The 24,938-nt window shown below is 60.9% G+C and carries 20 protein-coding genes, 1 tRNA gene and 1 pseudogene; 14 read left to right on the top strand and 8 right to left on the bottom strand.

Annotated elements, in window-relative coordinates; all coding sequences use genetic code 11:
* Positions 1-13: 13 nt before the first annotated feature.
* The 5 genes from AC07OF_RS06475 to AC07OF_RS06495 all read left to right on the top strand — a co-directional run bounded on the left by AC07OF_RS06475 (position 14) and on the right by AC07OF_RS06495 (position 4,185).
* Positions 14-706 carry a pseudouridine synthase gene (locus AC07OF_RS06475; RefSeq protein ID WP_476446607.1) on the top strand — a complete coding sequence of 231 codons (693 nt, stop codon included), beginning with the start codon at positions 14-16 and terminating at the stop codon, positions 704-706.
* 319 nt (positions 707-1,025) lie between these two features.
* Positions 1,026-1,910: an alpha/beta fold hydrolase gene (locus tag AC07OF_RS06480; protein ID WP_191830949.1), complete on the top strand. Its 885-nt coding sequence runs from the start codon at positions 1,026-1,028 to the stop codon at positions 1,908-1,910.
* A gap of 155 nt (positions 1,911-2,065) precedes the next feature.
* Positions 2,066-2,139, top strand: a tRNA-Gly gene (locus AC07OF_RS06485).
* 181 nt (positions 2,140-2,320) lie between these two features.
* Entirely contained in the window at positions 2,321-2,935 is a 615-nt protein-coding gene (locus AC07OF_RS06490) for a tyrosine-type recombinase/integrase (RefSeq protein WP_157191336.1), read from the top strand.
* A 68-nt stretch (positions 2,936-3,003) separates the two neighbouring features.
* Positions 3,004-4,185, top strand: coding sequence for an acyltransferase family protein (locus AC07OF_RS06495; protein ID WP_157191335.1), 1,182 nt, complete (start codon positions 3,004-3,006; stop codon positions 4,183-4,185).
* A gap of 258 nt (positions 4,186-4,443) precedes the next feature.
* Here AC07OF_RS06495 and AC07OF_RS06500 read toward each other — a convergent pair.
* Together AC07OF_RS06500 and AC07OF_RS06505 are read right to left on the bottom strand one after the other, a co-directional pair.
* Positions 4,444-5,531, bottom strand: a pseudogene (locus AC07OF_RS06500) (polyamine ABC transporter substrate-binding protein).
* 44 nt (positions 5,532-5,575) lie between these two features.
* Positions 5,576-6,877, bottom strand: coding sequence for an NAD(P)/FAD-dependent oxidoreductase (locus AC07OF_RS06505; protein WP_476446605.1), 1,302 nt, complete (start codon positions 6,875-6,877; stop codon positions 5,576-5,578).
* A 136-nt stretch (positions 6,878-7,013) separates the two neighbouring features.
* Between AC07OF_RS06505 and AC07OF_RS06510 the strand changes: the two genes are divergently transcribed.
* The 3 genes from AC07OF_RS06510 (at position 7,014) to AC07OF_RS06520 (ending at position 10,804) form a co-directional block, all read left to right on the top strand.
* Positions 7,014-7,958, top strand: a complete 945-nt coding sequence (locus tag AC07OF_RS06510) for a LysR substrate-binding domain-containing protein (RefSeq protein WP_157191332.1) — start codon at positions 7,014-7,016, stop codon at positions 7,956-7,958.
* A gap of 66 nt (positions 7,959-8,024) precedes the next feature.
* The gene (locus AC07OF_RS06515; protein WP_157191331.1) at positions 8,025-8,993 is read left to right on the top strand and encodes a WaaS/CpsH family glycosyltransferase; all 969 of its coding nucleotides are present in this window, start codon (positions 8,025-8,027) and stop codon (positions 8,991-8,993) included.
* 110 nt (positions 8,994-9,103) lie between these two features.
* Positions 9,104-10,804, top strand: a complete 1,701-nt coding sequence (locus AC07OF_RS06520; RefSeq protein ID WP_157191330.1) for a SulP family inorganic anion transporter — start codon at positions 9,104-9,106, stop codon at positions 10,802-10,804.
* Between the two features lie 88 nt (positions 10,805-10,892).
* Here AC07OF_RS06520 and AC07OF_RS06525 read toward each other — a convergent pair whose 3' ends face one another.
* Positions 10,893-11,528: a LysE family translocator gene (locus AC07OF_RS06525; RefSeq protein ID WP_038607552.1), complete on the bottom strand. Its 636-nt coding sequence runs from the start codon at positions 11,526-11,528 to the stop codon at positions 10,893-10,895.
* Positions 11,529-11,598: 70 nt separating this feature from the next.
* Positions 11,599-12,672 (bottom strand): glycerophosphodiester phosphodiesterase, encoded by a 1,074-nt coding sequence (locus AC07OF_RS06530; RefSeq protein ID WP_157191329.1) that lies wholly within the window; start codon positions 12,670-12,672, stop codon positions 11,599-11,601.
* Positions 12,673-12,783: 111 nt separating this feature from the next.
* Here AC07OF_RS06530 and AC07OF_RS06535 point away from each other — a divergent pair, with 111 nt between their 5' ends.
* From AC07OF_RS06535 to AC07OF_RS06555, 5 genes are all read left to right on the top strand, one after another.
* A complete protein-coding gene (locus tag AC07OF_RS06535; RefSeq protein WP_157191328.1) occupies positions 12,784-13,806 on the top strand; it encodes a DUF4917 family protein in 1,023 nt (340 codons plus the stop codon).
* Between the two features lie 86 nt (positions 13,807-13,892).
* Positions 13,893-14,432: an RNA polymerase sigma factor gene (locus AC07OF_RS06540; RefSeq protein ID WP_495072680.1), complete on the top strand. Its 540-nt coding sequence runs from the start codon at positions 13,893-13,895 to the stop codon at positions 14,430-14,432.
* Complete coding sequence (locus tag AC07OF_RS06545) at positions 14,429-15,379, top strand: FecR family protein (RefSeq protein WP_157191326.1); 951 nt, start codon at positions 14,429-14,431, stop codon at positions 15,377-15,379. Before AC07OF_RS06540 ends, AC07OF_RS06545 begins: the two co-directional genes overlap by 4 nt.
* 116 nt (positions 15,380-15,495) lie before the next feature.
* On the top strand, positions 15,496-18,048 hold the full coding sequence (locus AC07OF_RS06550) for a TonB-dependent receptor (protein ID WP_495072681.1): 2,553 nt from the start codon (positions 15,496-15,498) through the stop codon (positions 18,046-18,048).
* Positions 18,049-18,150: 102 nt separating this feature from the next.
* A complete protein-coding gene (locus AC07OF_RS06555; protein WP_157191324.1) occupies positions 18,151-19,038 on the top strand; it encodes a DMT family transporter in 888 nt (295 codons plus the stop codon).
* A gap of 51 nt (positions 19,039-19,089) precedes the next feature.
* Here AC07OF_RS06555 and AC07OF_RS06560 read toward each other — a convergent pair whose 3' ends face one another.
* The 4 genes from AC07OF_RS06560 to AC07OF_RS06575 all read right to left on the bottom strand — a co-directional run bounded on the left by AC07OF_RS06560 (position 19,090) and on the right by AC07OF_RS06575 (position 22,404).
* Positions 19,090-20,307 (bottom strand): class I SAM-dependent methyltransferase, encoded by a 1,218-nt coding sequence (locus AC07OF_RS06560; protein WP_157191323.1) that lies wholly within the window; start codon positions 20,305-20,307, stop codon positions 19,090-19,092.
* A gap of 106 nt (positions 20,308-20,413) precedes the next feature.
* Positions 20,414-21,031, bottom strand: a complete 618-nt coding sequence (locus tag AC07OF_RS06565) for a TPM domain-containing protein (RefSeq protein ID WP_157191322.1) — start codon at positions 21,029-21,031, stop codon at positions 20,414-20,416.
* 27 nt (positions 21,032-21,058) lie between these two features.
* Positions 21,059-21,802 carry a TPM domain-containing protein gene (locus AC07OF_RS06570; RefSeq protein WP_157191321.1) on the bottom strand — a complete coding sequence of 248 codons (744 nt, stop codon included), beginning with the start codon at positions 21,800-21,802 and terminating at the stop codon, positions 21,059-21,061.
* Complete coding sequence (locus AC07OF_RS06575; protein ID WP_157191320.1) at positions 21,802-22,404, bottom strand: LemA family protein; 603 nt, start codon at positions 22,402-22,404, stop codon at positions 21,802-21,804. The genes AC07OF_RS06570 and AC07OF_RS06575 overlap by 1 nt, the downstream gene beginning before the upstream one ends.
* 183 nt (positions 22,405-22,587) lie before the next feature.
* On the opposite strand from AC07OF_RS06575, the gene bglX reads away from it, so the two are divergent.
* A complete protein-coding gene (gene bglX, locus AC07OF_RS06580) occupies positions 22,588-24,879 on the top strand; it encodes a beta-glucosidase BglX (protein WP_157191319.1) in 2,292 nt (763 codons plus the stop codon).
* The last annotated feature ends 59 nt before the right edge of the window (positions 24,880-24,938 follow it).

A 24,938-nucleotide genomic window follows, 5' to 3' on the forward strand; every position in this document is an offset into this window, starting at 1 on the left:
CACCTGGCCTTGTATGCGTCTCGATCGATTCCTCAGCAACCTGCCCTGCTTCAACCGTCAGCAAGTACGCCTGCTGCTGGCAGAACGACGGGTGCGTGTGGACGGTTATTGCGTCAGCGACCCACGCCTGGAAGTGCGTGAATTCAGCCGCATCGAGGTCGATGAACAGTTGCTGCAGGCCGGACGTGCGGCGCGCTACCTGATGCTGCACAAACCCCAGGGCTGCGTCAGCGCCACCCAGGACCCGGAGCACCGCACCGTGCTCGACCTGATCGATGAAGCGGACAAGCACGAGTTGCACATTGCCGGACGCCTGGACTTCAACACCACCGGCCTGATGCTGCTGACCAACGACGGCCAATGGTCACGACGCCTGACCCAGCCGCAAACCAAACTGCCGAAGATCTACTACGTCGAAACCGAGCAGGTCATCGAAGCCCATTACCTCGAAAAATTCCAGCAGGGCTTCTACTTCGCCTTCGAGGACCTCACCACCCTGCCCGCCGAACTGACCCAGCTCGGCCCGCGCAGCGCGCGCCTGAGCATCGTTGAAGGCCGCTACCATCAGGTCAAGCGCATGTTCGGTCACTTCGACAACAAGGTGCTGCGCCTGCACCGCGAAGCCATGGGCCCGCTGCACCTGGACCCCGGTTTGCGTCCCGGCGAGTACCGCGCGCTCTATCCCGAGGAAATCCTGGCGATCTGAGGTCACGACCGCCGGGCAGAAAAGTTTCGTCAATTTCCCCAAAGGCACTTGCGGGTTACTCCGCTGCCTGCTTGAATCCAATCGTCGGTCTGCATGTGACCAATCAGTCACGCCCGTAGTCCAAGACACCTTTTTGCTGGCTACCCGTGCCTTGAAGCACCGGAGTCCGGCAGATTGCCCACCTAGAACAATACCCGTCGACCGGCGTTACAGGATCGACAAGGGCCCTCAGTTTCTCTTCAAGGCGTATGCCTACCTGTCATAAAGAACGCGCATCCTTGCATGTGCGAACACCCTTTTTGCGCCAGGAGTCGACGACATGAGGCCAGAAATTGCTGTGCTTGATATACAAGGTCAGTATCGGGTTTACACGGAGTTCTATCGCGCAGACGCCGCTGAGAAGACAATCATCCTGATCAATGGCTCGCTGGCCACGACGGCCTCGTTTGCCCAGACGGTGCGCAGCCTGCACCCGCAATTCAACGTGGTGCTCTACGATCAGCCCTATGCCGGCAAGTCCAAGGCACACAACCGCCACGAGCGGCTGCTGACCAAGGAAACCGAGGGGCAGATCCTCCTCGAGCTGATCGACCACTTCGCCGCCGACCATGTGATGTCGTTTTCCTGGGGCGGCGCCTGCACCCTGCTGGCCCTGGCGCACAAGCCACGGCGCATCGAAAAGGCCGTGGTCAGCTCGTTCTCGCCGGTGATCAACGAGCCGATGCGCGAGTACCTTGAACGTGGCTGCCAGTACCTCAGTGCCTGTGACCGCTACCAGGTCGGCAACCTGGTCAACGACACCATCGGCAAACACCTGCCATCGCTGTTCAAGCGCTTCAACTACCGGCACGTCAGCAGCCTGGACAACCACGAATACGCGCAGATGCACTTTCACATCAACCAGGTGCTCGACCACGACCTGGACAATGCCCTGCGCTCGGCCCGGGTGATCGACATTCCGGTGCTGTTCATCAACGGCGAGTGGGACGAATACACCACCAGCGATGACGCCCGGCAGTTCAGCCAGCATGTGCGCAACAGCCACTTCAGCGAAATCCGCGCCACCGGCCACTTCCTCGACATGGAACACAAGGCGGCCAGCAACGCCACGCGTGACGCCTTGCTGGGTTTCCTCAAACCCGCCGTCCGGGAGTCGCGCATCCGTAATCAGCACGTCCAGGAGCATCATGCACTGGCGATCTGAATACCCTGGTTGGCGGTAGCGCAGCCTCCTGCATCAACGGCCCGAACGGGCAGAAGGAAGATGCATGACCCCGCACTACCGGCCAACGACCCAGGCTTTTTGCACAACAAGGCTTCAAATCGCAGAGCACTTCTGGTACAACGTCAGCCCTGCAAGCGGGTGTCGTATAATGGCATTACTCCAGCTTCCCAAGCTGATAACGAGGGTTCGATTCCCTTCACCCGCTCCAGCCCTTCATTCCCCCGTTATCCCATCCCTTCCCGCAACACCCCACAACCCCGAAAGCATTGACTCAAAACCATCCCCAGCCAATCCCTTCTATTCCCAGCCATTCCCCCACTACCCTTGATTCCGTGTATGGCGGGATATATGGTGCAGAACTGTTCGAACCAAACCATACAAAAACCACCATGAAGCGATCCGAAATCAAGCGCCGGCCATTGGCCGATACGGCGCTGGCTTCCCTGGAACCAGAGGAAAAGGAATACCGCGAAAATTATGGAGTTGATCGGCTCTATTTCATGGTTGGCAGCACCGGCCGGAAGCGCTGGGAACTGAGATTCAAGAAGCCCGATGGTAAATGGGGATGGCACGGCCTTGGTTCCTATCCTGACGTTCCCGCCAAAAAGGCCAGGGACAAAGCGCAGGATGCAAAGAGGCTGAACGCTGGCAGCGTTGATCCCATCACCCGCAAAGCAAACCGCAAGGCGTCCAGGGATGCGGCAGAGACGGACACTTTCAGAGCCGCCGATCTGTGGCTTGAAAAGAAGATCGAGGACGGTCGCGCCGAGAAGACACTCGCTGGAATCAATGGCGCTCTGACGAACGACATATTGCCAGCCCTTGGCAAAAAGCCTTTGAGCAAGATCACCCGGGCCGACTGCGCCAACCTGCAAGCAAGCATCGAGGGTCGCGGAGCCCACAACACCGCCGAAAAGGTACGCGTGTGGGTAGCGGCACCATCGTACGCACGGCCCCATGGCTTACTCTACTGTCCTGCCGGGCTCGTATCCGTCAATCGGTAAAAGTGATAAATTTCCGCAAATTTTAAAATGCAGTGCCGCACATACGCCGCATAAACAGGAACTTCCCTATGGACGCTGTCACTCCACCAAAAACAAGAATCGGGATACTGCATGCCCTTAGGGGCTTTGCTGCCCTACTGGTTGTGTATGGGCACATGTTTTCAGTTGGCTTCAATGACTCTGTATCGCCCCATTACTACGTACCAGCCATCACAGGGACGGCCATATCAGAAAGCCAACGATTTCTGGAAGCTTACTATCTATCGTTTGAATTACTGCTTGCCAGTCTCGGCACAAACTCCGGGCATCTAGGTGTCATGCTGTTCTTCCTTATAAGCGGCTTTGTTATCAGTATCAGCATCAACAAAACCAACCAGTTAACCTTTTTGGCTAGGCGTGCAGCCAGGATATATCCGAGCTGCATTGCGGCAGTGATTGCAACGGCCATCCTCGTTAAGCTGTACTGCAACTTCTACGGCGCTGAATATCCATTCAGTCTTGGGAATGTACTCAATTCCGCAACTCTGACGTCTGGCTGGCTAGGTCAAGGCGCGGTGATTCCAGTCCTTTGGACCCTATCCGTAGAAATCATATTTTACTTGGTGCTTAGCGCTGTTGCAGCCAGTACCAAATCAAAGCTTGGGCTCAAGGAATTAACCATTGCATCACTTGCGTGTATTGCTCTTGTTTCGATAGGCGCAATGCCACTAGAAAGACTGAGCAACTGGCCGACCGTCGTTGCCGCACTTAAATGGACGTCATTTGTTGCGGTGAACGTTGCCTACATGCTGATAGGTTCGGCGGTATTCCTTCTCTACTCACGCTCTGTGAGCGTATTGCAAGGCAGTATCGGAATAGCAACAACAATCGCCCTTTACGGGATAGCAATTTTTATTTTCTCAACTCAGCGAGAGCCAATAGGCGCGAGTTTCTTTGGTGGACTGGGTATCCTTGCTATGTTCGTCGCAATACTAGTACTTGGCCAAAGTATGAACCCAAGAGGGATCATAAAGTTTTACGGTGATATCAGTTACCCGCTTTATTTATGTCACATACCGCTTGCCTGGATAGTTCTCTACGAAACTACAAGGCATGGAATTAGCTTGCACGTTGGCGCAGCGCTTTCAATTGCGGTGATAACTTTTGTATCCTGGATCCTTCACATAGCAATCGAGAGGCCATCGCAGGAGTGGAGTAAAAAGCTGAGCATTTCCATTCCCCGCAAAGCAGCGGCCGCAGCTTCTCAGTAAGGTAATCGGCCAAACCAGTGGCAGGTTAGGGCGAGCCCGCCACTGGTAACCGCTCAGGCTGGATAGGTTTGAGCCACCCAGTTCACCGTACCTACACGATGGTTTCCCGATTGAACAATTTCTGGAGGGGAGCCCTGAGTAACGGTGCCATGCACGCAATTGTGGATATCAGAAAACAAGTGCCCACCCGCTCCAGCCCCTTCAAGACATTCAGCCTGAACATCCCTGCCCTCGCTCCAGGGCGACAAAACCTTCATCTCATTTCCCGCTGATCACCCGCGTCCACAGCCGCGTGCTCAAACGCATGCCCGCCGGTGACAAGGTCTTGATCGGAAACAGCGAATCGAGCACCGAAGACGGTGGATAGATCGCCGGGTTGTCGCGTAATTCCGGCGTGATGTATTCCAGCGCGGCGGCATTGCCGTTGGGGTATTTCACCGCGTTGCTGATATTGGCATCACCTTCGGCTCGAGCAGGTAATTGAGGTAGGCATAGGCGCTTTCCAGGTGCGGCGCGCCCTTGGGGATCACCACCATGTCGACCGCCACCGTGGAGCCTTCGCGCGGGATGCTGTAGCCGATGTTCACCCCGTTGCCGGCCTGCTGCGCGCTGCTCATGGCCTGCAGTACGTCGCCGCTGAAGCCGATGGCCACGCAGATGTTGCCGTTGGCCAGGTCACTGACGTACTTCGACTGGTGGAAATAGCTGATGTAGGGACGAATCGTCATCAAGGCGGCTTCGGCCTTTTTCAGGTCTGCCGGATCCTGGCTATGTGGGTCCAGCCCCAGGGTCTTGAGGGTGATCGAGACGATCTGGGTCGGATTGTCGAGAAACGCCACGCCGCACTGGCTGAGCTTCTCGATGTTCTCCGGCTTGAACAGCATGTCCCAGGACTGGGTCACGTCGGTGTTGCCAAAGATCGCCTTGATCTTGTCAACGTTGTAGCCGATGCCGGTGGTTACCCACATGTAGGGAATCGCGTAGCGGTTGCCCGGGTCGCTGGCCTCGAGGATTTTCATCAGCTTGGGGTCGAGGTTGTTCCAGTTCGGCAGCTTGCTGCGATCCAGCTCCTGAATGGCCCCGGCCTTGATCAGGCGCGGCAGGAAGTGGTTGGATGGGCTGGCCAGGTCATAGCCACTGCTGCCGGTCATCAACTTGGCCTCGGTGGTCTCGTTGCTGTCGATCAGGTCGTAGGTGGTCTGGATCTGGGTGCGACGAGTGAACTCGCTCAGGGTGTCGTCGGCGATGTAACCACTCCAGTTGGCAATGTTGACGGTTTCAGCCGCCTGGGCCGTCGTGGTCAGCAACGCCATCGACAACAGGGTCATGCAGGTGCGCTTGATCATGGGGTGCCTCTCTTGTTTTTGTTGCGGCGTGTGCGCCGAAGGGTTCAACGTTCGTTGCGGGCCCGCCAGACTTCCCAGGCCATGCGGGCTTTGGCGCCCATGTCGAAGAACGGCCTGGGTGGCAGATAGCCCGGTTTGGCCTGGCCGAGAACATCGCTGAGCAAGGCCGAGTCGGCGCCAATCGCCATCTCGACCAGCAAGCGTCCCCACAAGGTGCCGCGGGCAACGCCGGAACCGTTGCAACCGGCGACCGTATGCAGGCCGTCATCGACCCTGGCGAAATACGGCTCACCAGAACGGGTGCCGCTCAGATGGCCGGTCCAGGTGTACTCGAGGTCTTGTGCGTTGATGCCGGGGAAGCGCTTTTGCAGCCCCAGCAGGTGCTCGCGTTGGCGCGCCGCCAGTCCTCGGGCGTCAATGTCGTGCTGGCGGTACTCGACGGTATTGCGAATCAACAGGCGATGCCCCGGCAGCAAGCGCAGCGTGCACCCGCCTGGCAAGGTGGAGAGCACACCCCAGCCCTGCTCGTCGAACAGGCTCTGCCAGTGGTCTTGCGTCAACGGGCGGGTGATGCTGGCGCTCAGCTCCAGCGGGAACGTGCCACTGCGCTTCACCCCGACCCTTGGCAAGAACGCGCCCACACAAATCAGTACCTGTTTTGCCTGCACCTCGCCGCCTGCAGTACGGGCTGTCCAGCCCTTGCCCGGCGCACGCTGCAAATCGCTGACCGCAGTGTGTTCGTAGACTTCGACTTGCGCAGGCAGGCTGTCGGCCAGGCCTTTGACGTAGCGCGCAGGCTGCAGCAGCCCGTTCCCACCAGCACAGTGAATGGCTCGACTATAAAACGCTGTACCCAACCGTTGTTTGAGGTCGCCCGCGTCGAGGAAGCGTGCCTGGGCGCCAACCGCCTTCAACGTCTCCAGGGTCTGCTCGACAGCGTCGAGGTGCGCAGGCTCGTGCACGGCAAAGTGGTAGCCGTCATTGCTGAGTTCGCAGTCGATAGCCAGTTCGGCGATGCGCTGGCGGACCTCAATGCCGGCCGCAACGCCAATCCGCGAAGCAACCTGATAGGCCGAAAATCCCGGGGTGCCGACCAGCTCGCTGGCACCAGGCAACTCATGGCTGACCACAAAGCCCGAGTTGCGCGCAGAAGCACCCTGGGCAACCCGCTGGCGGTCAAGCAAAGCAATACGCTGAGACGGAAAACGGCTGGCCAGGGTATGCGCTGCCGAAAGGCCGGTGATGCCACCGCCGATGATCAGCCAGTCGACCTTTTGCCGGCCTTCGAGCCGCGGCCGCACAGCAGATTCGCCAGCCAGGGCGATCCAGCCACAGTGGTTGTTCATTGTCTGTCACTCCTCCACAATCAATGCGCAGGAGTTATTGGCAATAACCCGCTGATGCGCCGTGTACACCTTTAATCTACGGGCATATGGGCATTGACTCTAACGCTAAAAACTCATCCATCCATTCGGATTTAGCATGGATAAAATGCTTCGCGTGCCCTCTTTGCAGGCATTGCAAACGCTGGTCAAAGTGGCCGATACCAGCAGCTTCACCGAAGCTGCCCGGCAGTTGCATCTGACCCAGAGTGCTATCAGCCGACAGGTTCAGCAGCTCGAAGAGCACTACCAGACCGTGCTGTTCGAGCGCACCAGTCGCAAGGTGGCGCTGACCACGCAGGGGCGCGAGGTGTACGAGGTCGCCCGGGAGATGTTGAAGTCGTTGCGAGGCCTGGAACAACGACTGGCACCGGCGTCGCTTGACCGCCCTTTTCGCATTCGCGTTTTCGTGTCGCTGGCGGTGCGCTGGCTGCTGCCCAGGTTGAGCTCGTTCTACACTGTCAATCCCGGCCTCTGCCTGTCGATCGAGACCGTCAGCGGCGAGCTGGTCGACACCGGCGGCGACTGCGATGCCTATGTGCTGTATCTGCCCGACGGGCTGGACGAGCGTCCACTGACACTGTTGTTCGAGGAGTACCTGATTCCGGTCTGCGCGCCGACCTTCAGTGATGGCCGGACACCCCCGCGTGCGCTCGACGAACTTGAACAGCATGCCCTGATCCACGGTTCCACCCGACGGCATGAGTGGACGGTATGGCTACAGGCACAGCAGGACCCGTCCGAGCGCAGCTTCAAACATATAATGTTCAACCTCGACGACCTGGCCCTGGATGCCGCGGGCCGCGGTCTGGGTGTCGCCATGACGGACCGGATGCTGGCCCACGACGCACTGATGCGTGGCGACCTGATAGTCCCCTTCGGCGAGGCGCTGAAGACCGGCGCGGTCTATGCGCTGTGGTTGCGCGACAGCGGCATGACCCACCCCGCCTGCCACGCAGTATTGAACTGGTTCGAGGAACAGATTGAACAGACCGCCACCTCGACCAGCGGCACGCTCGCCCCACTGATCCAGCCCCGTCCCTGACGACCTCTGGCGTTGTATGATGGCAGGCTCATGGCCATGTGCCCGCAGTAATTGAAAGAGAACGCAATGACAATTTTTTTCCTAGGGTGGACCGCGCAGTACGAACAAAGGATGGTCCATCATCTGGCTGCTTCCCACGACGTAAAAATGCTGGTGGCTCCGAAGTGGATGAAGCGTGTCGGGCGCTATCTCAATTCATTCAGCAAAGGCCGCAATCGCCCAACGCGAGGACATCATTGGCTGGCCGATCAGTTGATGAAGCCGCACAAGGTCAAACAGGATGACATTCTGATCTGCAATGAAGGCCAGTTCCGTCGCGGCCTCAACCCGGCAATAGTGGAGCGCTTCAAAGGCCATAAGGTGCTGATGGTCCGCGACCTGGTCACGGCGTCGTTCATTGATGCCCTGCGGCCACGTTTTGACAAACTCTACAGCTTCGACAAGGCGCAATGCGATGCCTTGGGGCTGGACTACCTCAATCAGTTCTTTCCCTTCGGCTTCGACGAAGCGCTGCGCCTCGCCGAGCAGAGTGGCGACAATCGCACTGCACCTGCTTGCTTCTTCCTCGGGCGGGACAAAGGGCGTTCAGCGCTGGTGGAGTCAGTCGCCCAGGTGCTTGAAAAAAACGGCTGTCAGGTTGATTTCCATTTAGTACCCGACTCCACCTCGCTGCCAGCGTCACGCTTCTACATCGATGATGTACTGCCTTATGCAGAAAATATCCGCCGTTCCATGGCCGCCGACATTCTGTTGGAAATCAATCAACCCGGCCAGGCCGGCATCACCCTGCGAACCCTTGAAGCGGCTTATTTCAACAAGCGGCTGATCACCAATAACGCATCGGTCAAGACGCTGGATATCTATCGCCCTGAAAACATATATGTCATTGAAGACAATGACTTCAGCGGGCTGGCGGATTTTCTCGGCGGACAGCCGGTGCGCCTGAACCATGAGGCGCTGTATGGTTACAGCCCGGAGGCAATGATCCAGCACGTCATCCAGGACATGCGCCCGACACACTCGCATAACGCGTGACCAGCATCACCTTTTGATCTGGCGCCCTGCTCTGGAGCACGCAATACGCTTTAATTAACGCTATTGCGTATTCCTCAGCCTTGTTGCGAAACACTCGAAAGGATCCACTCATGCTGCTTTCTCGCTGGCTCCCAGGCCTGGCCAATCTCCTGCATTATCGCCGCGAGTGGTTCCATGCCGACCTGCAGGCCGGGTTATCGGTGGCGGCGATTCAGATCCCGATCGCCATCGCCTATGCGCAGATCGTCGGCCTGCCGCCGCAATACGGGCTCTATGCCTGCATTTTGCCGATGATGGTCTACGCCCTGGTCGGCAGTTCGCGGCAGTTGATGGTCGGCCCGGATGCGGCGACCTGCGCCATGGTCGCCGGGGCCATTGCGCCGCTGGCGCTGGGTGACCCCTCCCGATTGGCGCAATTGTCGGTGATTGTCACCATACTGGTCGGCCTGATGCTGATCGGGGCCGGGCTGGCGCGCGCCGGCTTTATCGCCAGTTTCTTCTCACGCCCGATTCTGATCGGTTACCTCAACGGCATCGGTCTGAGTCTGCTGGCGGGCCAACTGGGGAAGGTGCTGGGCTTTCAGATCGAAGGCAACGGCTTCATTCTCAGTTTGATCAACCTGCTGCAACGCCTGGAGGAAATCCACTGGGTGACGCTGAGTATCGGACTGATCGGCCTGGCGTTGCTGATCTGGTTACCGCGCCGATTCCCCCGGCTACCCGCCGCGCTGGTGACGGTGGTGCTGGCGACACTGGTGGTCGGCGTGTTCGGCCTGGACCGCTTCGGCGTAGCGATTCTCGGCCCGGTGCCAGCCGGGATGCCGGAACTGGCCTGGCCAAAAACCAACCTCGAGGAAATGAAAAGCCTGCTGCGTGACGCCCTGGGTATCGCCACCGTGAGTTTCTGTAGCGCGATGCTGACCGCCCGCAGCTTTGCCGCCCGGCATGGCTATGCGATCAATGCCAACCACGAGTTCCTCGCTCTGGGGGTGACCAACATTGCCGCCGGGATTTCCCAGGGCTTCGCCGTCAGCGGCGCCGACTCGCGTACGGCGGTCAACGACATGGTCGGTGGCAAGAGCCAGCTGGTGGGCATCATCGCCGCCCTGGTGATCGCGATGATCCTGTTGTTCTTCACCGCCCCCATGGCCTGGATTCCCCAGGCAGCGCTGGGCGCAGTACTGCTGATGGCCGGCTGGGGCCTGATCGACGTGAAATCCCTGGGCAAGATCTACAAGCTCAGCCGTTTCGAATTCTGGCTGTGTGTGCTGACCACCGTGGGCGTGCTCGGCGTCGGGGTGTTGCCGGGCATCATCATCGCCGTGACCCTGGCCATCCTGCGCCTGCTCTACAGCATCTACCAACCCACCGACGCGGTGCTCGGCTGGGTGCCAGGTGTGGAAGGCCAGGTTGATATCGAAGGACACAAGGACGCGCGTACGGTCAAAGGCCTGGTGGTGTATCGCTTCGACGACGCGATCCTGTTCTTCAATGCCGACTACTTCAAGATGCGCCTGCTCGAAGCAGTGCAACGCGAACTGGAGCCACGTGCAGTGCTGTTCGATGCCGAGGCGGTCAGTTCCATCGACGTCAGCGGCATTGCGGCGCTACGGGAAGTGCGTGAAACCCTTGAGGCGCGCGGCATCCACTTCGGCATTGCGCGGGCGCGCGGGCGCTTTCTGCGTATGCTGGTGCGATCGGGGATCGCCCGGGAAATGGAGAACGGGATGCTGTTCGGCTCGGTGCGTTCGGGAATTCGGGCGTATCGGTTGTGGCGTAACCGCATGCGCAGGGAAGCAATGACTGAATAATCGCGGGGCAAGTCGGATCGCCGCGCCGCCGCTCCCACAGGTTGCAGCTTTCCTGTGGAAGCGGGCTTGCCCCGCGATGAAGCTGGCATTAACGCTGCGGCATCAGCCCCGGCAAGGCATGCATCAGGGCATTGACCGCGAAACCGATGAACATCACCCCGCAAGCACGGGTGATCCACAGTTCATAGCGGGTGTAGAGCGTGCGCACATGACGCGCGCCGACAATGGCGATGAGAATCACATAGGCCAACAGGCCGCCAACAAAACTCAGGGCAATTAGCGCTGGCAGCATCGACCATTCCAGGGTTTCGGCGCGGCTGGAGATCAGCGCGGTAAAAGTCGCCACTGCAACCGGGTAGGCCTTGGGATTGGTCAGGCCAAACACGATGCCGTGCCAGAACGGCTGGCGTACCGGGCCCTGCTCGCCCTGGCCATTACCCGGACGGCTGCGCAGTGCGCGCAAGCCCAGCCAGAACAGGTACAGGCCGCTGAGCAGACCGAGGATGTCGAACACCGAGCTGCCGATCTGGCGCGCACCGACAATCGCCACCAGTGCCGTGCTGCACCACAGCACGTCGCCCAGCAGATGACCGCAGAGGAAACCGGCCCCGGCCTTGCGCCCGCGCGACGCGCCAATGCCCAGCACCGCGAGCACGCCCGGCCCCGGGGTGATGCCATAGATAAATCCGGAAGCCAGCACGGCAAACAGCAGCGAGAAGGTCATCGGCGATTGGATCCTGAGCGAGGGCGCAAAGGCCGAAGTCTACGGCAGCCGCTGGCGTCAGGCCAGATGCTCAATAGCCCTGCGCCTCGAGGATTTGCACTTCGTTCTGCACGGGTGGTCTGGCGAAGTAACGCAGCAGCTGGCCGCTACGATTGGTGAAAATGCCATCGACACCGGCCGCCATGACCTTGGCGAAGTCCACGTCTTCATCGACGGTGTACACATGCACCAGCAGGCCTTTGTCATGGCTCAGCTGGTTCATCCAGGGTTGCACCAGGTCGGCATAGCTTTGCGCCCCGCCCGCTGTCAGTGCTGCCGAAGGTCCGGTGCCGATGGCCCCGGCGTCCTTGGCGTAATCAAGCCAGCGTTCGAACTCGGCCTTGTCCCGGGGTTGCTGGCGGGCATAGAACGCCGCCTTGTCGGTTTCGCCAGATTCGGCAAAGCTCTGCCCGGACGCAGGTTCGATGCTGCCCTTGCCGATCCACAGCAGCAGGACCTTGGGCACTTGCGGCATTTCCTTGTGCAGTAATGCCAGACTGTTGCGATCAAAGCTCTGCAGCACCACCCGCCCGGGTGTGTCGAGCCAGCCACGGGCCTGCAGACGCGCCTTCAGGTCGGCCTCGATGCCCGGGAACAAGCTCGGCACCTTGGTTTCGATATACAACCCGGGGCGCTTGTCCGGTTGGCCTTCGGCGATGTCGATGACCTCGTCCAGGGTGAGGATCTGCAAGCCCTTGAAGCGCTGCCGCGCCCGTTCGGGGCTGGCCTGATTGAACCAGCTACCGGCATCCAGCGACTTGAGCTCAGCCAGGGTAAAGGCACTGACCGGGCTGTCCTTGCGCTCGGGAAAGCGCTCGGCGACATCGCTGGTGCGCTGCAGGTTGTCATCGTGTACCGCCACCAGCACACCGTCTTTGCTGCGTTGCAGATCCAGTTCGAGATAATCCGCGCCCAGCTCCCGGGCCAGCAGATAAGCCGGGGCGGTGGACTCCGGCGCATCGAACGATGCACCGCGATGGGCAATCACTGCCGGGTGCGGGATGCCCTGGCGCGCCGCCAGTTCGCGGCCCTGATCGGCTGCGGCCAGCCCGGCCAGGGGCAACATCAGCAAACAGGCAAATGTGCGGATTCCTTGCAACGTCATGACGCTTCCTCTTCATCGCTAGCAAAACCAGCATAGTCACCGACACTGATGACAACCCGGTGGCATGTTAAAGTCGCGCCGATCACGCGACCCACCTGGAACAATGAACCCATGCCTCACACCGACCTCGACGCCAGCCTCCACCTCTGGCCTGAACTGATCGCCAAGCATCCGTGCAGCGGCCTGCTGCTGGGTAATGGCGCCAGTCGAGCGTTGTGGCGCCCGTTCACCTATTTCTCGCTGTTCGAAGAAGCCCAGCGGGTGCGTCACAAGCCCTTGAGCCTGACCGACCAGGCGTTGTTCAAATCCCTCGGCAGCGAGCTGTTCGAGCCGGTGCTCAGCGCCCTGAACACCACGGTACGCATCAACGCCGCCCTGGCAATCAGCTCGTCCGCACCGCTGAACCGCTACTACGCGATCAAGGAAGCGCTGATTCATGCCGTGCGCAGCGTGCACATCCCCTGGCGCCTGCTGCCGAAGTCGACCCTGCAACTGATCAACAGCGAACTGCGCAATTACCACAGCGTCTACTCAAGCAACTACGACCTGCTCTGCCACTGGGCCGCCAGCCAGTCCACGGAGGGTTTCCAGTCGTTGTTCGATGAGGAAGGCGTCTTCGATATCCGCCACACACGCCACCCCGGCACCCGCTTGCTGTACTTGCACGGTGGCTTGCACCTGCTCAAGCAACAGGACGGCAGTACCCGCCAGCGCAGTGCCAGCGACAGCCAGTTGCTCGATGGATTTGCCGTGAACACGCCCGGTGATGTGCCGCTGTTCGTCAACGAAAGCAGCAGCGACGACAAGCTCAAGGCGATCCGCAGTTCCGATTACCTGAGCTGGTGTCTTGGCGAACTGGCGGGGCATCAAGGCGGGCTGTGCCTGTTCGGTCAGCACCTGGACAGCAGCGACCGCCACCTGTTGCAGGCGCTCAAGCAGGCCCGCCCGGCGCACCTGGCGATTGCCATCCGGCCGTTGAGCGAGGCCTCGATAATCAGCCAGAAACAGCATTACGCCCAACGCTTTGCCGACACTGCAGACTTGCCGCTGTACTTTTTCGACGCCAGCAGCCACCCCTTGGGCGCGCCCGGCCTGGAAATCCCGGTGCCGATGCCGGTTCGCAAGCGACGCTGACAGCGCGGCAATTTCGGCGTGGCAAATAACAATCATTATCGATAGTATTCGCAGCTTTCTTTGCCGGTACGTCCTGGAAAGCTTGCATGCAACGCCCAAAATCCGACCCGCTTGCGCATGACAGCTGCCGCGGGTTTTATGCCGATATCCTGCATTTCCTGCGCAAGCGCATGGACAATGCCAGTGATGCCGCCGACATGACCCAGGACGTATTCACCCAGTGGCTGGGCTATCGCGACCGTTCCCGGGTGGAGCAACCCCGGGCGTTTCTGTTCCAGGTCGCACGTAATCTGCTCAGCGATCACTGGCGCCGCCAGCGTGTCCGTCACACCGTGCTCGATGAGCAGACCCAGGCCGATGAAGACGCGAGCATCGACAACTCTGCCGACCCGCTGAACCATGCCCAGCAGCAGCAACGCCTGGAGCAGTTGAAAACAGTCCTCGCCGAACTCTCGCCGCGCCGGCGCGAAGCCCTTATGCTGCACCGTTTCGAAGGTTTGACGCAGGCCCAGATCGGTGAGCGCATGGGGATCTCCGTGAGCATGGTAGAAAAACACATTGCCGCCGCCCTGCTGCATTGCAAACAACGCCTGGACAGTGACAACGGCATGGAGCAGCCAGAATGACCACCCCCCGCGAAATCGATAAGTCTTTGGTCGATGCCCAGGCGGCCAGCTGGTTTACCCACAATCGCAATAACCCTGCGCGCGCCTCGCGCAAGGACTTTGCCTTGTGGATGCAGACGCCGGAACACGCCCGCGCCTACAGGCAGTTCGAACAGCTCTGGGATGACCTGGCCGCACTCAAAAGCATCAACCGGCCAGTGCCCTTGCCCACGCGCAAAGCCGGCAACTGGAAGCCGGCGCTGGCCATGGCCGCCGCACTGGTCTGCGCCCTGCTGGCGGGCAACCTGGGGCTGCCCGCCACTCACTACGTGCACACCGTGGCGGCCAACAACGAGCAGCCGCAAATCCTGCAACTGCCTGATGGCAGCCGGTTGAACGTCAATGCCCACACCCATCTGCGCCTGGACTTCGACGCCGAACGCCGCCTGATTTACCTGGACAAGGGCCAGCTGTACATCGAGGTTGCCGCCGACAAGGAGCGCCCGTTGTTCGTGATTGCCGGTAGCGCCCGCGTACGGGTGGTCGGTACCGCGTTCGACCTGCGCCGCAGCCGCCAGGAGCTGGTGCTGAGCGTCGCTCACGGTCAGGTAGCGCTGGAGACGCCAGGCGAACAGCGGGCCCCGGCGTTGCTCGGCGCACGCCAGCGCGCCACCTATGATTTCGCCCGTGGCAGCCTCGACAGGCAGACCTTGAACGATCAGCAAGTGGCCGACTGGCGTGGCGGCCATGTGGCCTTTCGCGACCGCGAGCTGAGCAGCCTGATCGATGAAATTTCACTCTATCGCCGTGCGGAGATCCTCCTCGCCGATCCGGCCCTGGGCCGCTACAGGGTCTCGGGCAACCTCGATGTCAACGACCCCGATGCCCTGCTCAATGCCTTGCCCGCACTGCTGCCGGTCAAGACCGTGACCCTGGCCGACGGCCGCCTGCGGATCGAGCGCAAATAAAAACCTGAGAATATTTTTCATTCGCATATGAGGGTTTTCAGCAGCACCGCGTCTTCCTCCCGTCTGCGTATTCATTGCAGGCCTTTTTGGCCTTTGTTGCCGTACTGGGGGATTTCATGTTGCGTGCGTTTCGTCCATTCACACCTTTGTCTGCCCGTCCATCGCTGCTGGCGGCTTGCCTGGCCCTGAGCCTGCAAGCCGAAGCGGCGCCGGTGGCGCTGAACCTGCCAGCGCAATCGCTGGCGGTGTCGCTGAGCCAGCTGGCCCAACAGGCCAAGGTGCAATTGCTGTTCGACGAAACCTTGCTGCGTAGCGTGCAAGCTCCGGCCCTGAACGGTTCTTACGAAGCTCAGGAGGCCATCGACCAACTGCTGCGCAACAGCCGCTTCGCCGTGGTCAAGGTCGGCAGCACCTACGTGGTGCGCCTGCGCGAAGATGACCCGACCGCCGACAACGGCATCCAGCTCAGCGCGGTGAGCATCGTGGGCGACGGTCAGCAGGTCGACCCGAGCACTGTCGGCCGCTCGACCCTGACCCAGGAAGACATCGACCGCTACCAACCGAGCAACATTCCCAGCGTGCTCTCGACCCTGCCCGGGGTGAACATGGGCGGCTCGGTCAAGCCCGGTGGCCAGACCATCAACATCTGGGGCCTGGGCGATGCCGAAGACGTGCCGATGACCGTCGATGGCGCGACCAAAAGCGGCTTCGAGCGTTATCAGCAGGGCACCATCTTCATCGAGCCGGAGCTGATCAAGAACATCGAAGTGGAGAAAGGCCCGCACTCGATCTACACCGGCAACGGCGGCTTCGGCGGCAGCGTCAACATGACCACCAAGGATGCTCCGGACCTGCTGCAGGAAGGCCGCAACAGCGGCGCCATGCTCAAGTACGGCTATGCCAGCAACGACCATCAGCAGGTCTACAGTTCAGCACTGTTCGGCCGTACCGATGATGGCCGCATGGATGCCCTGGTCTACCTGACCAAGCGTGACGGCGACGACATGAAACTGGCCGGCACCCTGCCCGACCCGGACAACGATTACCCGATCAACCCCCAGCGCCTGCCCAACAGTGCCCTGGACCTGGACGGTGCGCTGCTCAAATTCAACCTGCACCTGACCGACGAGCACAGCCTGGGCTTTTCCTGGTCGCGTTCGCAGAGCGAGCGCTGGGCGCCGTTTTCCTCCACCGCTTACCCGACACCACCGACTCAGTCAGATATCGACAAGTGGGGCTACGACAACGCTGTCAGGCGTTACCTGGCCCATCGCACCACCACCGATACCACCTGGTCGACCACCTACAAATACCAGCCAATCAACAACCCGCTGGTGGACCTGCAGGTGAAGTACTCGGTGTCGGATACCAAGCAGACCGACGAGCGCGACGCTACCGCGTACTTCCAGCCGTCTACCGGCGGGCGCAAGATGGACACCGAATACACCGACCAGATGCTCGATGTGCGCAACACCAGCCTGTTTGCCACCGGGCCGCTGGAACATGCCTTCACCACAGGCTTCCAGGTGCGCCGCCACGAGCGCGACACGCAGATGTGGATGCCGGGCAGCAAATACGACACGCCCCTGTACAACTACGGCAACTACCAACCGAGCTTCATGCCCAGCGGTAGCGTCGACAGCCAGGGTTACTTCATCCAGGACGCCATCACCCTCGGTGAGGTGACCGTCACCCCTTCCCTGCGCTACGACCACGTCGCCAACAAGGGCAAGGAAAACGATGCACCGTTCTACAACGATCCGCAGCTTGGGCACGACTACAGCGAGAAAACCTATAGCGGCTGGTCGCCACGCCTGTCGATTTTCTGGAAGACCAACGAACAGACAGCGTTCTTCGCCGACTACAGCAAAACCTGGCGCGCCCCGGTGCTCGACGAGCAATACGAAATCCAGGGCCTTGGCAGCCGCACTGCTTCCAGCCGCAACCTCGACCCGGAGCGCATCACCGCCTTGCGCGCCGGTAACATCACCACCCTCTCGGATGTGTTCACCGACCACGACAATGTGCTGATCCGCACCACCTTGTTTCGCAACGAAATCGAAGACGAAATTTTCAAAGCCACCGGCATCGGCTGCCCCGAGCAACTGGTCAGCGGCCAGAGCATCGCCAAGGCCTGCGGCAAAGGCTTGATGTCCAATTACCGCAATATCAAGAGTGTCACCATCAAGGGCTTCGAGGTCGAAAGCTTCTACGACTCCACCTACCTGTTCGGTGCGGTGTCGTACTCGTGGATCACTGGCCGCCATGAGGGCGCCTACACCAACCCCTGGGGGCCGGACGTCTGGGCCAAGGACATTCCGGCGCCGAAATGGATCACCACCCTCGGGGTGAAAATCCCCAGCTGGGACGCCAAGGTCGGCTGGCAGGCGCAGTTCGTGCGCAAGACCGACCGCCTGCCCAGCGACAACTACCGCGAAGGACCGGCCAGTTCGCTGGGTGACCGCTACTACGATCACTACGCCAACGAGGACTATCAGATCCACGGCCTGTTCGCCAACTGGAAGCCACAGCAGCCGTACCTCAAAGGCACCGAGGTCAACCTGACCATCGATAACCTGTTCAACAACGACTACCGCTCTGAACTCAGTGGCGCCTACGCCTACAGTCAGGGCCGCAATGCCAAGGTGAGCATTACCCGCTTCTTCTGAGTCGGCGGCAAACTGTACGGATGAACTTGTGACCAACTGTAACAAGATCATCCGTGCCGGCTGTGGCTCAATGACTGGACTTATCTGCCACAGGCTTTTGCTATGTCCAGCCGCGAAAACACCGGAATGGCCCTTGGCCTGCTCGGTGTCATCATCTTCAGCCTGACCCTGCCGATGACCCGGATCGTCGTACAGGAGCTGCATCCGTTGCTCAACGGCCTCGGCCGTGCCCTGCTGGCGGCAATCCCGGCGGCGGCATTGCTGCTCTGGCGTCGGGAGAAATGGCCGACCTGGCAACAGATCAAAGGCCTGAGCCTGGTAGCGCTGGGGGTGATCCTCGGCTTTCCGGTGTTTTCCGCCTGGGCCATGCAGACGGTGCCTGCGTCCCACGGTGCCCTGGTCAACGGTCTGCAGCCGTTGTGCGTCGCCTTCTATGCGGCCTGGCTATCCCACGAACGGCCGTCGAAAGCCTTCTGGGCCTGCGCCGCGCTGGGCAGTGCGTTGGTGCTGGTGTACGCGATGATCATGGGTGCCGGGCAGATTCAGGCCGGTGACTTGTTGATGCTGGCGGCCATTGCCGTCGGCGGCCTGGGTTATGCCGAAGGTGGACGACTGGCGCGGGAGATGGGCGGCTGGCAGGTGATCTGCTGGGCCCTGGTGCTGGCCAGCCCGCTGTTGATCGGCCCGGTGGTGTACCTGGCCCTGCAACATCAGGGACCGGTCAGTGCACAGGCCTGGTGGGCTTTTGGCTATGTGTCGCTGTTCTCGCAGTTCATCGGCTTCTTTGCCTGGTATGCCGGGCTGGCCCTGGGCGGCATTGCGCGGGTCAGTCAGATCCAGTTGCTGCAGATTTTCTTCACCATCGCCTTTTCCGCGCTGTTCTTTGGTGAGCAGGTCGAGCCGATTACCTGGGTATTTGCCGCGGGGGTGATCGGTACTGTGGTGTTGGGGCGCAAGACTCGTGTGCATCCGGCACCGGTGCGGGCCTGAGTGGGACTTTGAGGGAGCAGCTCACTTTGAGGGAGCAGCTCCCACAGGAAATCAGGCGGCGATCAAGCCATCCGCGCGCAACAGGGTCTCCAGGCAATGCTCCTTGACCCCGTAGAACGCCTTCAGCTGCTGAATCTTCTCCAGCAGCGCCGTTGAATCCCCCGGCGTCTGGCGCTTCACCGCGAGGATCATCTTGTTCTTGTTGGTGTGCTCCAGCGAGATGAACTCGAACACCTTGGTCTCATAACCACAGGCCTCCAGGTACAAGGCACGCAAGCTGTCGGTGAGCATCTCGGCCTGCTGCCCCAGGTGCAGCCCATACTGCAGCATCGGCTTGAGCAAGCCCGGGCTGTGCAACTGCGGACGAATCTGTTTATGGCAGCACGGCGAGCACATGATGATCGCCGCGCCACAGCGGATGCCGGTATGAATCGCGTAGTCGGTGGCGATATCGCAGGCATGCAGGGCGATCATCACCTCGATGGCGCTGGGCACCACGCTGCGCACATCGCCACACTCGAACACCAGCCCCGGATGTTCCAGGCGCTTGGCCGCCGCGTTACACAGCTCGACCATGTCCTGACGCAACTCGACCCCCGTCACCTGCGCCTCGCGCTGCAGGGTGTTACGCAGGTAATCGTGGATGGCGAAGGTCAGGTAGCCCTTGCCCGAGCCGAAGTCGGCCACCCGCAGGGGTTGATCGGCGGCCAGCGGCGCCGCGTTCAAGGCATGGGAAAACACTTCGATGAACTTGTTGATCTGTTTCCACTTGCGCGACATCGCCGGGATCAACGCCTGCTGCTTGTCGGTGACGCCCAGGTCATGCAGGAACGGACGGCTCAGTTCCAGGTAACGCTTTTTCTCCCGGTCATGTTCGCCGGCAGGCGCCTGACGCTCCTGCTGCACGGCGCTGCGATGCAGCATCGGCTTGCCCTTCTTGCTGAACTCCAATTGCGCTTCGTCGCTCAGGCTCAGCAGGTGGGCATTGCGGAACGAACCCGGCAGCAACTCGGCGACCAGCGCCAGGGCCTCGTCATTGGGCAGGTTGCGGGTGATGTCACGGGTCTGGTAGCGGTACACAAACGACAGGCAAGCCTGGCCCTTGACGGTCAAGGGTTTGGCGATGATCCGCTGCAAGGCTTCTTCAGTGCCGACATGGCGCGCCAGCACCAGCTTGATCAGGGCATTTTGTTGCAGGCTGGTGGCGAGCAGGCTCAGAAACTGCGCACGCGCATCCGGCGCGGCCTGGGCGGTGGGGGAATCGGACATCGGGAGTGGGTGCCTCGGGTTGCGGAGGGAGCGGCTAGGCGCAATGCCGGGTATTTTACGTGGATGACCGGCCTGCGCACAGCTTTTGTCGATCAGCGTTCCCCGCTCAAGCCAGGACCACCAGACGGTTGGGCAGCTCGTTGCGCTCATGGGTCAAGGGCACGTGCTGGCTCAGCAGATCGCCACAGGCCTCGATACAGGTGACAAAACCCTGCAGGGTCTGGCCCTGGCGCACCTGCTCGGTAAAGCGCTGGACAATGCCGTCCCACACCTGGTTATCCAGATGCCTGGAGATCCCTTCATCAACCAGGATTTCAACGTAGCGCTCAGCCTCGCTGACGAAAATCAGCACCCCGGTACTGCCCGCTGTATGGTGCAGGTTCTGCTCCAGAAACTGCCGCCGGGCCAGGTTCGAGGCGCGCCAGTGGCGCACCGTACGCGGGATCAGGCGGGTGGTCAGGCTGGGCAGGCGAAACACCAGGCTCAAGACGATGAAGGTCAGCCACTGGGCGATCAGCAAGCCGTTTACGCTCAACCAGCCGCCCAGGTAGTAAACAGCGCCCGGCACCAGCAAGGCCAGCAGGCTGGCCCAGAGCAAGGGGATATAGGCGTAGTCGTCGGCGCGGGTCGCAAGTACCGTGACCAGTTCGGCATCGGTGCGCCGCTCGACCCGGGCGATGGCCTCGGCGACCTGGCGTTGTTCAAATTCACTGAGCAATGTCATGCACTGGGTATCTCGTTGATTATTGTTCTACCAGCCACCGGAGGATCCACCACCGCCGAAGCCGCCGCCACCGCCGCTGAAACCACCTCCGCCGCCGCCACCAAACCCGCCATAGCCGCCGCCGAAACCACCGCCCAAACCGCCCATGCCGCCACGGCCACCACGGCCGCCGCCGATCCCCATGGATTGCGCAGCGAAGACCACGATAATCAGCAATACGAACAGACCCACGGCCCAGGCCGGCGCACCCTCTTCGTCACCGCCGCCTTGAGCCCGCGACGGCTCGGCCAAGGGATTGCCGCCCAATACCTGGAGGATTGCCGCCGTGCCCTGGACGATGCCCAGGCTGAATTCGCCGCGGCGAAACGCCGGGGTGATGATGCCATTGATGATCACTGACGCCTGGGCATCGGTCAGACGCTCTTCCAGGCCATAGCCGACTTCGATGCGCAGCTTGCGCGCCTGCGGCGCGACGATCAACAGCGCGCCGTTGTCCTTGCCCTTCTGGCCGACCCCCCAGTGGCGGCCAAGCTGGTAGCCGAAGTCCTCGATGGGCAGCCCTTGCAGGTCATTTACCGTGACCACCACGACCTGCTCGCCAGTGGCCTGTTCATGGGCCGTGAGCATGCGCTCGAGCTGATCGCGGCTGCCGGCGTCGAGCAATCCGGCATTGTCCACCACCCGGCCGGTCAGGGCCGGGAAGCTCGGCTCGGCACGCAGCGGCGTGACGATCAGTAGCGCCAGCAGCAGCGTCCAGTGCAACAGACGCATCAGAATTTCACTTCAGGGGCTTTGTCGGCATCGCTGGCCGTGGCCTCGAAGGTCTCACGCAGCGGCAGGCTGCTATACATCACGGCGTGCCAGATACGCCCGGGGAAAGTGCGAATCTCTGTGTTGTAGCGCTGAACCGCGGCGATGAAATCCTTGCGGGCCACGGCAATGCGATTTTCTGTGCCTTCAAGCTGGGATTGCAAGGCAAGGAAGTTCTGGTTCGACTTCAGGTCCGGATAACGCTCCGACACCACCATCAGGCGGCTGAGCGCCCCGGTCAGTTGCGATTGCGCGTCCTGGAACTGCTGCATTTTCTTTGGATCATCCAGCGTGCTGGCATCCACCTGGATCGACGTCGCCTTGGACCGCGCTTCGATGACTGCGGTCAGGGTTTCCTGTTCCTGCTTGGCATAACCTTTGACCGTTTCCACCAGGTTGGGGATCAGGTCGGCGCGGCGCTGGTACTGGTTCTGCACCTGGGCCCAGGCGGCCTTGACCTGCTCATCGTAGTCGGGAATGTTGTTGATCCCGCAACCGGCCAGCAGGCTGCCGAGCATCAGCAGCAGCCACAGCCTAACGCCCTTGAACTGGATTACCTGCATAGTTGCCCTACTCCTTGATCAGCGTGAACCCGTGTACTTGAGGCATAATCCTTCACCGCCGCTGGATCGCGATGGCCCAATCGGCTAAAAGATGCCCCAGCAAACTACAACAATAGCCGCTTCCCCAACTTCGGCTGGGCAGTATCACCGTGAATACTGCCCCGGGCCTTGAGAACAGAATTAATGAACAAGCTGTGTTTGCTGGGCCTCGTCGTCAGCCTGGCCAGTCAGTCGGCCTTTGCCGATACCCCTGCAGAGCCATTGAAGAACAAACAGGCCTTTATCGCCGACCTCATGGGCCAGATGACCCTGGACGAGAAAATCGGCCAGTTGCGCCTGATCAGCATCGGCCCGGAAATGCCCCGCGAGCAGATCCGCAAGGAAATCGCCGCCGGCCGCATCGGCGGTACCTTCAACTCGATCACCCGTGCCGAAAACCGTCCGATGCAGGACGCGGCAGGTCGCAGCCGCCTGAAGATCCCGATGTTCTTCGCCTACGACGTGATCCACGGCCACCGCACGATTTTCCCGATCAGCCTGGCGCTGGCCTCGAGCTGGGACATGGACGCCATCGCCAAGGTCGGACGGGTATCCGCCCTCGAAGCCTCCGCCGACGGTATCGACATGACCTTCGCGCCAATGGTCGATATCGCCCGCGACCCACGTTGGGGCCGCACCAGTGAAGGCTTTGGTGAAGACACCTACCTGGTCTCGCGGATTTCCAAAGTCATGGTCGAGTCCTTCCAGGGCAAGAGCCCGGCCGAGGCAACCAGCCTGATGGCCAGCGTCAAGCACTTCGCCCTGTACGGCGCGGTGGAAGGCGGCCGCGACTACAACACGGTCGACATGAGCCCGACCAAGATGTTCAACGACTACCTGCCCCCCTACCGCGCCGCCATCGATGCCGGCGCCGGTGGGGTGATGGTTGCGCTGAACTCGATCAACGGCGTGCCGGCCACCTCCAACACTTGGCTGATGCACGACCTGCTGCGCAAGGACTGGGGCTTCAAGGGTGTGACCGTCAGCGACCACGGGGCAATCACCGAACTGGTGCGCCATGGTGTCGCCCGCGATGGCCGCGAAGCGGCGAAGCTGGCGATCAAGGCCGGCATCGACCTGAGCATGAACGACTCGCTGTACGATTCAGAACTGGCCAGCCTGCTCAAGGCCGGCGAAATCAACCAGGCCGATATCGACAACGCCGTGCGTGAAGTGCTTGGCGCCAAGTACGACATGGGCCTGTTCGCCGACCCGTACCGTCGCATCGGCAAGGCCAGCGACGACCCGGCCGATACCTACGCCGAAAACCGCCTGCACCGTGCCGAAGCGCGTGACGTGGCGCGCCGCAGCATGGTGCTGCTGGAAAACCGCGAGCAGACCCTGCCACTGAAAAAGGCCGGCACCATCGCCCTGGTCGGGCCGCTGGCCGATGCACCGATCGACATGATGGGCAGCTGGGCCGCCGCCGGCCGTCCACAGCAGTCGGTGACCGTGCGCGAAGGCATGCGCCAGGTGCTCGGTGACCAGGCCAAGGTGATCTATGCCAAAGGCTCCAACGTCACCCACGACAAGGCCATCCTCGATTACCTGAACTTCCTCAACTTCGATGCGCCGGAAATCGTCGACGACCCACGTCCGGCTGCGGTGCTGATCGATGAAGCGGTCAAAGCGGCCAAGCAGTCCGATGTGATCGTCGCCGTGGTCGGTGAGTCGCGTGGCATGTCGCACGAATCGTCGAGCCGCACCACCCTGGAAATCCCGGCCGCCCAGCGCGAGCTGATCAAGGCCCTGAAAGCCACCGGCAAGCCGCTGGTACTGGTGCTGATGAACGGCCGGCCGCTGTCGCTGAGCTGGGAACGCGAACAGGCCGATGCGATCCTGGAAACCTGGTTCACCGGTACCGAAGGCGGCAATGCCATTGCCGATGTACTGTTCGGCGACTACAACCCCTCGGGCAAACTGCCAATCACCTTCCCGCGCTCGGTCGGGCAGATCCCGATGTACTACAACCACCTGAGCATCGGCCGGCCTTTCACCCCGGGCAAGCCTGGCAACTACACCTCGCAGTACTTCGAGGAGCCCAACGGCCCGCTCTATCCTTTCGGCTACGGCCTGAGCTACAGCGAGTTCAGCCTGTCGCCACTGACCCTGTCGAGCAAGACCCTGAAAAAGGGCCAGACCCTCGAAGCCAGTATCCGCGTGAAAAACACCGGCAAGCGTGATGGCGAAACCGTGGTGCAGCTGTACGTGCAAGACATTGCCGCGTCCATGAGCCGCCCGATCAAGGAGTTGAAGAACTTCCAGAAGGTCATGCTCAAGGCCGGTGAAGAGCGCACCGTACGCTTCCAGATCAGTGAAGAAGACCTGAAGTTCTACAACACCCAACTGCAATGGGCGGCCGAGCCCGGCGAGTTCAATGTCCAGATCGGGCTTGACTCCCAGGCGGTGCAGCAACAGCGTTTCGAACTGCTGTAATCCGTTACCAAGCGTCAAGGGAAGGCCAGGAGGCCTTCCCCCTCTGCCGGGATCTGCAC

It is taken from the genome of Pseudomonas sp. GW821-FHT10B02 (assembly GCF_059415665.1).